The sequence below is a fragment of the Candidatus Rhabdochlamydia sp. W815 genome (assembly GCF_018642185.1).
Taxonomy (GTDB): Bacteria; Chlamydiota; Chlamydiia; order Chlamydiales; family Rhabdochlamydiaceae; genus Rhabdochlamydia; species Rhabdochlamydia oedothoracis.
Window position 1 is genome coordinate 1 of sequence record NZ_JAAVTY010000041.1, and the last position, 11,395, is coordinate 11,395.

Annotated in this window: 6 protein-coding genes and 1 tRNA gene; 5 read left to right on the plus strand and 2 right to left on the minus strand. The window is 38.0% G+C overall.

Going from position 1 to position 11,395, the window contains the following annotated elements:
• Window positions 1-188 precede the first annotated feature (188 nt).
• The gene (locus RHOW815_RS04145; protein WP_215217081.1) at window positions 189-3,803 is read right to left on the minus strand and encodes an autotransporter outer membrane beta-barrel domain-containing protein; all 3,615 of its coding nucleotides are present in this window, start codon (window positions 3,801-3,803) and stop codon (window positions 189-191) included.
• 511 nt (window positions 3,804-4,314) lie between these two features.
• Here RHOW815_RS04145 and hisS point away from each other — a divergent pair.
• The 4 genes from hisS to RHOW815_RS04165 all read left to right on the plus strand — a co-directional run bounded on the left by hisS (window position 4,315) and on the right by RHOW815_RS04165 (window position 10,461).
• Window positions 4,315-5,607, plus strand: a complete 1,293-nt coding sequence (gene hisS, locus RHOW815_RS04150; RefSeq protein ID WP_215217082.1) for a histidine--tRNA ligase — start codon at window positions 4,315-4,317, stop codon at window positions 5,605-5,607.
• Window positions 5,600-7,390, plus strand: coding sequence for an aspartate--tRNA ligase (aspS, locus tag RHOW815_RS04155; protein ID WP_215217083.1), 1,791 nt, complete (start codon window positions 5,600-5,602; stop codon window positions 7,388-7,390). Before hisS ends, aspS begins: the two co-directional genes overlap by 8 nt.
• A gap of 51 nt (window positions 7,391-7,441) precedes the next feature.
• Entirely contained in the window at window positions 7,442-8,203 is a 762-nt protein-coding gene (locus tag RHOW815_RS04160; RefSeq protein WP_215217084.1) for an FKBP-type peptidyl-prolyl cis-trans isomerase, read from the plus strand.
• A gap of 104 nt (window positions 8,204-8,307) precedes the next feature.
• Complete coding sequence (locus RHOW815_RS04165) at window positions 8,308-10,461, plus strand: cation:dicarboxylate symporter family transporter (protein WP_215217085.1); 2,154 nt, start codon at window positions 8,308-8,310, stop codon at window positions 10,459-10,461.
• 39 nt (window positions 10,462-10,500) lie between these two features.
• On the opposite strand, the gene trxA is transcribed toward RHOW815_RS04165, so the two are convergent.
• Window positions 10,501-10,818, minus strand: coding sequence for a thioredoxin (trxA, locus tag RHOW815_RS04170; RefSeq protein ID WP_215217086.1), 318 nt, complete (start codon window positions 10,816-10,818; stop codon window positions 10,501-10,503).
• A gap of 105 nt (window positions 10,819-10,923) precedes the next feature.
• Here trxA and RHOW815_RS04175 point away from each other — a divergent pair.
• Window positions 10,924-11,007 (plus strand) — tRNA-Leu (locus tag RHOW815_RS04175).
• The last annotated feature ends 388 nt before the right edge of the window (window positions 11,008-11,395 follow it).

An 11,395-nucleotide genomic window follows, 5' to 3' on the forward strand; every position in this document is an offset into this window, starting at 1 on the left:
CTTTGGTCATAGGTTAGGTGATGGTAGCCTTTAGGCAAGGTCTCTCCTTGTGTTTGATTGTTAAAAATCACAATAGAGATTCTTTCATCGCCTGCCTATCAAACTTGAAAAGACTTTATCAAAAGTTGGCAAAAAAAACCAAAAAGTTTTAGAATTAGTCCACTCCATCACACTTTGGGACTAAACATCTAAAACTTCCAATCCAGAGCCAAATTCATTTCATTGACTTTTGTCCCTCTACCAAAGGTTCCTTCATAACCAATAGATAACTGGAAGTCTCCCTGGCAAGAGATAAGAAATTGCGCACCCACGAGCAATTGATCGATTGTTTGATGAAAGCTAGTCGCCGAAAAATTTGGTTCACAAAATGTTTTCCCTCTAAATCCAGAGGTGTAATGACCGCCTATTAAAGGAGTTGTTCTCAACCAACCTAGATTGACACTAGGAACTAAGCAAAAACCACTAATACATGATTCTTTAGTGACTTTAATATTGACCAAGGAGCGTAAAAAGGAAGAGCATTTGTCTTTTATAGAAAGGTCGATAGACTGAGCTCCTTTTTCTTTAAATTTTCCTTGGAACGAGTTGGTTTGATCTAACCTGATTTCAGGTTGCACGAAAAAATTGTCTACATTGAAGGGCTCTAATCTAAGCCCTGCTAAGAGAATCTCTGAGAAGTTCCAAGTAGTAGGATCGCTATGCGCTTTTCTAGAAATCCCTGGAAATACAATTTTTCGATCTACATCATAGAAATTACCTGCTCCTAAAAGCAGAAAATCAAAATAGAAATTTTCAGAGTCGTACTTTATATAAGGACCTAAATGCACAGAGTTACCATAAGCATCCCCCATCTGATGTTTCCAATCAAGTTGGGCATGAGAGTACGCGATCCCTACCCCTATGCTCCACTGATCGATAAACAGGTGGTCTGCTCCTACTGCAACTCCATAGGTGTGAGCCTTAAAGCCAGGAGCTTCTTGACACCCTTCTTGTGAATAAATAAACCCTAAATGGTTGACCCAAATATTCGTAGGTTCATCGATATCTGTATAACAATAAGACCTTTGACCAGCTCCTGTCATAAAAAAGGCATTGGCAAGATTAAAAATGCTCTCGAGTTCAACTAAGGGCAGAGATCCAAATGCAGCAGGGGTTAAGCTTTTAAGTGCTTTTGCATATTCATCCATCGGTAGCTGGAGTAAAGCATTAGCCACTGCATCGAGATCTATATCTGCGAAGTCAAAGGAGGAACAAAATAGATAATCTGCAACAGCTCGCGCATTACCGGTCAAGCTAGAATTAGGTATACTTATAATTAAAGAAGGAGCACTTAAAGAGAGTTGAACTTGGTTAGGGAAATAATTGACGGTATAAACTAGGCGTTGATCGCTAAAAGAGTTGCTAAATTGCCCTGTAACAGATTCTGCGGTAAGAAAGGTATAAACTGTTTCTTCTGAATAAACTCCGGGTTCAAGTCTGATGGAAAGAGCCCCATTCAACGAGGCAGTCCCTATCACTTGTAGTAGATCATTTTCTCCCATTACATCGATCTCTATGGCTAATGTACCGCTTGAACTTTGTGTATAATTTCCATTGACGGTTAGAGTTCCAATCGAATTACCTGGTGCAACGATGCCATCGTTAATTACCGTACCGATTGTTCCCACTCCACCGAGCACTCCGTTAGGTGCGACAGTGCATGTGCCACCTAATTTTCCATTGACGAGAAGAGCTCCTACATTGACAGCTACCTGGCCTGCAAAACTTGAAGAGTCATTGGTAAAATTTACCAATCCAAACTTTTGCTTGATCAAAGTGCCAGATCCTGAAATGTTTCCATTATATGTTCCTGTGCTTTCTTGATCAAAAATTAGAATGGCATTATCGATAATGTCTCCTTGTAGACTGGTTGTATTCCCTTGCAGTGTTCCACCACTTACCGTTGTTCCCCCCATGTAGTCATTCGCCCCTGTTAAAACGAGTGTTCCGTCATTTGATTTTATTAGACTACCAGGGCCTGTAATTATTCCTGGAATAGTTAAAATACAAGAGGAATCCACACTAATTGTGCCAAAAGGGGCAAGAAAAATGCTCCTAGACAAGGAGAAAGAGCTGGTAGTTTCAAGAATGCCTCCAAAAAAAGCTATCGGACCAGACGAATCACCGAGTACATCGCTTGCAATAGATAACGTTCCTTCTTTGATTTGAGTTCCTCCTCTATAGTTGTTACTTGTTGAAGAAAGTGTGACTGTACCGGTATTTTGTTTGAAAATTCCCCTATCTGAAGGGCTTTTTGGATCTGATTGGATAGCAAAATTTGCTGATAGATCTGTTTCGTTATCAAAGATCAACTGAGCATCAGTGTATAAAAACACATCATTAGCAAAACTTTGTCCATCGGTAGCCGCTAAAGACAGAGCAGGATCTGAAGCTCCAGCTATTCCTCCGATTGCTTGATTACCGCTTAAAGAGACTGAGTCTTGGATGGTTAAAACGCTATCATAAGAAACAAAAATAGCTCCTCCAATTCCAGCTCCACCTGCTCCAGCTCCTGCGTAAGAAGTTGTTGTCTTCTGCATTCCTCCATCTCCACCATATCTTCCTCCATAGCCTAGTCCACCTAAATATTGTCGACTTCCACCAGCTCCACCACCTCCTCCTCCAAAGCCACCGCCGCCACCGCCACCGCCGGTTTGCCTATTATCGCTGCTTTTGCCACTACTACCACCACCACCACCGCCACCAAACCCACCACCACCACCACCAGCTCCAGTTATAAAATCCAAGATGTTACTGCCACCGCCACCACCGCTACCAAATCCACCACCACCACCACCATTACTGTTAATTGCCGCACCTCCGCCTCCGCCTCCGCCTTTGCCTCCCCTACCACCCAAGGTAGCAATGTAAACGTCATATTCTTCTGCTAATTTTTCATCTGATACAGGAACAGCTATTACTATTCCATAAGCACTTCCACTACCGCCACCACCACCACCAGCTCCAAAATCTCCACCTGGGAGCTTTAGTAATTCAATATGGCCAACACCACCATTCCCACCTCCATTTCCTCCTCCTCCATAACCGGATCCTGCCTTCCCGTCGGTAAGAATTTGCGTGTTTTTTCCTCCATCTCCTCCTCCTTGTGCCCCTCCTTTTCCTCCATTGACACCGCTTTGACCAGGATTATCTCCTCCTCCTGAACTAAGCCCATTGCTATTTGGGTCTGCAGATGAAAAGCTAGCTCCACCACCACACCCTCCATTTGCAATATTTGTGTTACTTTGTCCAGTTCCTCCAGCACCTCCTCGCGCAATGTTATTTTGAATAGTAGTACTATTTAAGATAACAGAGCTTCCTGGTGCAATATAAATACCGCCCCCTGCTCCTAGTCCACCCCCACCTCCAGCTCCACCACCAGGACCACCAGTGGTGGTTGTTGCATTTCCTCCAAGAGCACCACCATTTTGTAGAGTACAGTTTTGTACTGTTAGGGGTTTAGTTGTAGCAAATAAGCGGAATTGATTGGCATTGCCATCGATTACTTGAGGAATCCCTCCAGAGGTGATAATGGATACTGGTTTTTGGATGACGGGTAAGCTACTAGCAAGCGTAATAGTAGGCAACCCTGCATTAATGGTTATAGTATGTGATGTTCCTATTGCACTATTGAGTTCTAAAATAGCTTGTCTAAGACTTCCTGGTCCATTATCTTCACTAGTTGAAACGGTAAGCGAAGCACTCCATAAGTGAGCTGAAAAAAGCGTTAAACTATTCAAAACAAAAAATCGTATTGATTTCATATAGACTTGCCTCAAAAAATAGATTATAGTAACTTCTTAATTTACAATATTTTTTTAAATTTAAAATGTAAATATTTTTTTAAATCTAGTATTGATCACCGATATACTAATCTTATTTCAAATTAAGAATTTATAAAGATTTATTTTTTAATAAGAATGCCCTCTAAACGACATATGGATGCGATTATAATTAAAGTATTTGGAAAAAATCTATGTATTTCCCAACCTGTAAATCTTATTTCTAATATATTTGAGTATACTAGTATGAGCATGATCTATTTAGCTACGGCATGCTTGGCTTAAATGCAACAACACCCTCTTACGTAAGTTTTTTATTACACAGTGCCTCTTGTTGAAAAGAAATTAGCCTCTCTTAAAAGATTAGAAAAAAAGCTTTTTTAAGTTTCTTTTTAGTACCTTCGAATCTGTATTTAAAATCACTTTACTCTTTAGCAATCCACAGTTTAGAATTCTTCTATCAACGCGTAAGAACTTTAGGAAAGTATTTAATATGAAATACCCAATTGTAAAAGGAACTTTCGATATTCTGCCACAGGAGACAAAAGAAGAAGACCTTTGGAAGGAATCTCATCGATGGACCTACATAGAGCAGATTTTACGTGAAGAAGCTATAAAACATGGCTTTAGAGAAATTCGTACTCCGATTTTTGAGCGCACAGAACTATTTGAACGAGGCGTTGGAGCGTCCTCTGATATCGTATCAAAGGAGATGTATACCTTTTTAGACCGCAAAGGACGTTCTTTGAGTTTAAGACCAGAGGGGACAGCTCCTGTAGTGCGCGCTTTCATTAGTGATCATCTCTATCAAACACCGGGTATTCACAAATTTTTTTATATCGGACCTATGTTTCGCTATGAAAGGCCACAAGCAGGGCGCTATCGGCAGCTACATCAATTTGGTGTGGAAGCAATCGGTACAATGCATCCTTATCAAGATGTAGAATTAATAGACCTAATGTATCAAATTTATCAGAGACTGGGGTTGAAAAACCTATCTATTTCTATTAATTCTGTCGGTGATAACTCATCTCGCATGGCTTATCAAGCAGCTTTGTTATCATATCTTACACCTCATAAAGATCAATTATCAGAAGATAGTCAAATAAGGCTTAAAAAAAACGTCTTGCGCGTTCTAGATTCTAAGCTAGATCAAGATCAGAAAATCTTGAAAAATGCACCTTTAATTAGCAAATACTTAAGCAAAGAGGCAAAAGAGCATTTTCAAATAGTATTACATGAATTAAATCAACTAAAGATCCCTTACCAGGTGGAACCAAGGCTTGTTCGTGGATTAGATTACTATAGCAATACTGTATTTGAAATCACCTCAGAACAGCTAGCAGCCCAAAATGCTGTTGGAGCTGGCGGACGCTATGATGGGCTAATAGCAGATTTGGGTGGTCCTAACTTACCAGCTGCAGGATTTGCTATAGGATTAGAGCGCTTATTGCAAACGATGTTAAAACAAGAAGCTTTCTTTCCAGGTCCTTTAAAACCGAATCTTTTCTTAATACCCATGAACAATCAGGCTACTCAATTAGCCTTTAAGCTGACAACGCAACTTAAACATAAAAATATTGCTGCACAAATGGATTTAAGCGGTAAAAAAATTCAACACGGTTTGCAGCTTGCAAATCTACTCCAAGCAACCGCTATTGCAGTGATTGGAGATGAGGAAATCCATTCAGGAAAAATCACTTGTAAAAAATTAGCAACGCGTGAATCTCACACTTTTTCAATTCAACATTTAATCGATAATCTTAAAGGATGGCTTAATGTTTGACTATCGCAGAACACACACTTGTGGAGAATTAAGATCCTCTCATATAGGTAAAATCGTCACTCTATCCGGATGGATACATCGCAGGCGTGATCATGGAGGTATCATCTTCATCGATCTTAGAGATCGCTTTGGCTTAACCCAACTCGTTTTTGATCCTAAAACCATTTCCGAAGAGCTTTTTGATCAGGCATCGCGTTTACGTAGCGAATGGGTTATTTCTGTTAAAGGTCAAGTAATCGCGCGCACTGAAAAAATGATTAATCCTAAACTCCCCACAGGTGAGTTAGAAATCTACGTAAAAGAATTAGAGATCTTATCTTCTTCTAAGACACCTCCTTTTTCTATTTGTGATGAGGATATCGAGGTAAATGAAGAGCTTCGGCTTAAATATCGTTATCTAGATATCAGAAGAGGGTTAGTTGCCCATAATTTATTACTGCGCCATCAATTGATGTTAACCACCCGCAATTTTATGAGTGAGCAGGGATTTGTCGAAATTTCAACACCCATTCTAGGGAAATCCACTCCAGAAGGAGCCCGTGATTATCTTGTACCTTCTAGAATCTATCCGGGTAATTTTTATGCATTACCTCAATCACCTCAAATATTCAAACAATTATTGATGATATCTGGCATGGATCGCTATTTTCAGATCGCTCCTTGTTTTCGCGATGAAGACCTTCGCTCTGATAGACAGCCTGAATTTACCCAAATCGATCTTGAAATGAGTTTTGGGAAACCAGAAGATATCATGAGCATTATTGAAGAATTAATGACTAAGATCATTCAAATTGTTTCACCTAATACCTCATCGATTTCCTTCCCTAAAATGAGTTATAAAGACTGTTTGGAAAGCTATGGAACCGATCATCCAGATCTGCGCTTTAAAATGCCTCTTGTGCGTCTTGACGACATCATAGAACAGAGCGAATTTACCGTTCTACGCGAGCAGCTAGCGCAAAAAGGTTGTATCAAAGCTGTTTTGGTAAAAAATGGAGCAGAGTTATCACGCCGCGAAATAGAAACCTATACACAATTTGTTTCTTTATTTGGCGTCAGTGGCTTAGCTTGGATGAAGTGTCAATCTGAGAGCTTAAGCTCAAACATTACTAAGTTCTTTTCCTCTGAACTATTAACAGACCTAAAAAACCGCATGCAATGTGAGATAGGCGATTTGATTTTAATAGCAGGAGGAGAAGAGGCAAGAATCAACCAAGGCCTAGATCATCTTCGCAGAAAAATTGCAAAAGAAAGAAATTTAATAGATCCATCTAATATGCATTTTGCTTGGGTCACAGATTTTCCACTGCTTCGTTGGAATACGGATGAAAGGCGCATAGAAAGCGAGCATCATCCTTTCACCTCTCCTCACTCTGAAGATCTTGAAATACTAAATACAGATCCATTAAAAGTGCGTGCTCTGACTTATGATCTTGTGCTAAATGGGTATGAAATTGGAGGAGGGTCTCAGAGAATTCACAATAGCGAATTACAAAATAAAATATTTGAAATTCTTCATTTATCTAAAAATGTCATTCAAGAAAAGTTTGGTTTTTTTGTAGAGGCTCTGGAATATGGGGCCCCTCCTCATCTAGGATTTGCTTTTGGGTTAGATCGCATATTAATGATTTTAGCAAAAACAGAAAATATTAGAGATGTGATTGCTTTTCCCAAGACCCAAAAAGCTAGTGATTTAATGATCCAAACTCCTGCAAAAGTAGAAAAAAAACAACTAAATGACTTAAAAGTTCAAATAGAACCTATTGAAATCATTTGGACATAAGATTTAAGATGAATAGCAAATACACTCATTTATGCTCCGAGGTAGCAACCCATGAAGTCAAAAAAATATCTCTTATTAGCTTGTGCTCTATTTATGACGCAAGCTGCCCTTTGTCAAGAAAGCCCTCCTGGCAGATCAGCTATTCACCACGATGAAATTGAAAAGCTTTCTCGAGCTTTTGGGCATCTGATTGGGAAAAATTTGATTCAACAAGACTTAGAAAAGAATGGTAAAGTCAAACTTGATCTAGCACAGGTTATCAAAGGATTGCAAGAAGCTGCAGATGGGAAAGAATCCCCTATGACAGAAAATGAGTGTGTAGAAGCAATTGTTGCTGCTAAAGAACTAGCATTTGAGCAAGAATCTAAAGAAAATTTAGAAAAAGCAGAAACCTTCCTCAAAAAAAATGCAATAGATGCAGCGGTGGTAAGTATAGAAAATGGCAAGGTTCAATATCGTATAGAGAAAACAGGCACTGGAGAAGCAATCCAGTCTCATTTTTCTCCTTTGGTGCACTATAAAGGACAATTTCTCGATGGTTCTGTTTTTAATGATTCTAATGAAGAAGTGCTTTTTCTCGATGAAATTATTACGGGCCTGCGCTTAGGTTTAATTGGTATGAAAGAAGGAGAAAAACGCACTATCTACATTCACCCTGATTTTGCTTATAAGATGCATCATAACCTTCCTCCTAACTCTCTTTTGACTTTTGAAATAGAAGTTGTTCAAGCAAATGCTTCTTATAATTCTCTTTCTTCAAAAGAAAATATACACCCTATGGAAATCGCTGAGCCCAAAACAGATATACGTTAGGACATTAGTTTTTATAAAAAAATCCTAAAATCCAATTGCATAAATCTACCCATACTGCTCTGATATGCAATAACGATCCATGACTAGATAATCCCATAGATTTTATGCGTTTATTTAAGATTTCTTTAGCTTTCCAAATGGCAATCGCCACAGTGTTTGGGATTCTTTTTGGCCTATTCCTGGGCGATTTATGCGATGTCTTTGCCTCTTATGCATCTGCATACATTAAACTCCTCAAAGTTACAGCTATCCCTTATTTAATTGGGGCTATTATCCATGGAGTAGGACAGTTAAGCTCTGCTCAAGGTAAATTAATTGTAAAGCGCGGTATCTTTTTTATTAGTTTAGCTTGGACCATTAATATTTTAATGATTTACACGGTCTCTCATTTATTTCCCCTTTCTAGCAGTCCTCAAACATCTGGTTATATCTCTAGCGATACACCTCATTTGAACTTTGCTGAATTGCTCATTCCCGACAATATTTTTTACGATCTAACCAATAACATTGTTCCAGCTATCGTAATCTTTTCTCTTCTGATTGGAATTGCATTGATCCACCTCAAAGAAAAAGATGTAATTATGAATGGTTTACAAAATTTAGTAAGTGCACTAACACGAATTACGGCTTGGATTGCTCGGATTACACCGATTGGAACTTTTTTAATTATATCCAACCAAGTAGGGACGATTCAACTTTCTACCGTTAAGCAAGTTAGCACTTATATAATCTTATACCTTTTAGGAACATGTTCGATTATATTTTGGATTTTTCCCAGACTTACAAGTATGTTAACCTCTATTCCTGCTTATAAATGGCTACAACAAACTCTTCCTATTTTGGTGCTTGCTTATACGACAAATGTAGTCATTGTTTGTTTGCCCTATATCATTGAATTGCTCAAAAAAGAAACAGCCATTATTGATCCTACCGACGAAAAAGCTCAAACACAAATACAAGGGACTGTGTCTGTTGTTTTCAATCTACCCCTAGGAGCTCTTTTCATTACCTTATTTGTATTTTTTATATCTATTTTTTATGGTTTGCCATTAGGTTTTTCTTCTCAAATTGAATTATTCGTAACTACATTTTTGACAAACTTAGGCTCGGTCGGACTAGGCTCGTGGATTAATAGTTTAACTTTCATTCTAGATTCCTTAGGCTTGCCGATTAATGCGATTAACTTGTATTTGACGACCCTCCCCTTTACCTCTGGATTTCAGTCCATGTTATCTGCCATGCAAATTACTTCTCTTTCTTTATTCATCACCCTTTCTTGTCGTAATATGCTGCTTTTTAGGTGGAATAGAATAATCAGTAAAACTTTTTTCACTCTACTTCCTATGGTTCTACTATTTCTTGTCCTTAAATCTTTTAATCCTTTACCAACTATTAAAAATGAAGCTAAAAGCATCTACGAACTAACAATTACCTCTACCATTCCCGTAAAGGTCTACAAAACGATTCCTCCCTCAAATCCTTTTGAAGGGGATGCTTTTGATCACATTTTATCTACTAAAACTTTAAGAGTGGGTTATTATCCCAATGTAGCCCCCTTTTGTTTTTATAATGTAAATAATCATTTAGTCGGATACGACATAGCCTTTGCTTATGAACTAGCTTACGACCTTGGCTGTAAATTAGAATTAGTGCCTCTTTCTTACAACAATGTCATTTCCGATATAGAAGGGAAGAAATACGATATTGCTATGTCTGCACTAAGCATGAACGAAAAAAGACTTAGAAACCTTTCTTTTACTAAATCTGATCTAGATGCAAGATTGATTTTGATTACAGAAGAAAAAATGCGTAAAAAATTTTCCTCCATGGAAAAAATTCTTAACAATCCTGATCTAAAAATTGCTGCACTTAAAGGATCTTCTTATGAGCAAGTAGCCCATGAGTTCTTTTCTAATGACAGGATTATTTATTTGGATCACTTTGAGGAATTCACTGTAAAAGGAAAGCAGGTAGCTTTGCTATGGGAAGAAAAACAAGCCCTTGCATGGATTTTAAAACACCGCAATTACCGTATTGTGATTCCAAGTCCTGCAATTGGAATAGATACTTTAGGCTATGCTATTAATGCAGACAGTCCTAAGTTTCTCAACTATCTCAACCAATGGTTAGAACTAAAAAACAATCAAGGATTTACGGAAAAGCAATACGATCTTTGGGTTAAAGGCAAAACAGAAATTGCAGCTCCCCAAGAAAAACGCTGGTCTATTGTTCGAGATGTACTACATTGGATTAAGTAGCTTTAAGGCAAGTGAAACACCTGCCTTAAAAAATAAGATTTACTTGGCTTTTGCAAGAAATGTTTTTAGATCATCTGCTTCTATTAAACCAACAACTCGATCTACTTCTTTTCCCTTATAGAATAAAACCAACGTAGGAATAGAAGTAATCTCTAAACGAGCAGCTACTTCTTGAGCAGCATCAATGTTTATCTTAAAAAAGTTCACCTCTTTTACTTCTTTAGCCACTTCCTCTAGAATAGGAGTCAGTTGTCGACAAGGTCCACACCAATCGGCAAAAAAATCAACCAATACAGCTCCTTGGCTTGTTTCTCTATCAAAGTCGTTTTCCAATATTTCTTTTATGAATTCACTCATTGCGTTTATTCTCCTTATTACATGGAATCTACTAGATTAAATCGCATTCTGGTTTTTAATCTAGCTTAAACTAAAAACCTCTTTCCGATACAATATCCTTCTTACGCGGTCATGGCGGAATTGGTAGACGCGCTAGATTCAGGTTCTAGTCAGGGCAACCTGGTGGATGTTCGAGTCATCTTGACCGCAAAAACTTCTTTAACAAAAAAACTAAACCTTATTTAAAAAAAGATCAATGTAGAAACGTTTTAGATGTTTAGTCCCAAAGTGTGATGGAGTGGGTTAATTCTAAAAATTTTTGGTTTTTTTTGCCAACTTTTGATAATATATTGGTTCCGATTCAATCGTATAGAAAAATATAGGATTAACGACAAGTTTCAAGTCGTTGACTTGAACCCCATTAAGCTAGCCGTTTGAATTGGCACTACTATAGACCTCTTATTGGAACAAAAATCATATGTTTATACTTATCATGAACCTATCTTGAATTAAATTTACTGTTTTAAAGATACTTGCCGACTTAAGAAATTCATCCAATATCCCAGTAGTCCAAACATTAATAGTCCGTTCCAATATA

Excerpts from the sequence above, each read along its gene's own strand:
- aspS (WP_215217083.1), top strand. The coding sequence starts at position 5,600 with ATGTTTGACTATCGCAGAACACACACTTGTGGAGAATTAAGATCCTCT.
- RHOW815_RS04165 (WP_215217085.1), top strand. The coding sequence starts at position 8,308 with ATGCGTTTATTTAAGATTTCTTTAGCTTTCCAAATGGCAATCGCCACA.
- RHOW815_RS04145 (WP_215217081.1), bottom strand. The coding sequence starts at position 3,803 with ATGAAATCAATACGATTTTTTGTTTTGAATAGTTTAACGCTTTTTTCA.
- RHOW815_RS04160 (WP_215217084.1), top strand. The coding sequence starts at position 7,442 with ATGAAGTCAAAAAAATATCTCTTATTAGCTTGTGCTCTATTTATGACG.
- hisS (WP_215217082.1), top strand. The coding sequence starts at position 4,315 with ATGAAATACCCAATTGTAAAAGGAACTTTCGATATTCTGCCACAGGAG.
- trxA (WP_215217086.1), bottom strand. The coding sequence starts at position 10,818 with ATGAGTGAATTCATAAAAGAAATATTGGAAAACGACTTTGATAGAGAA.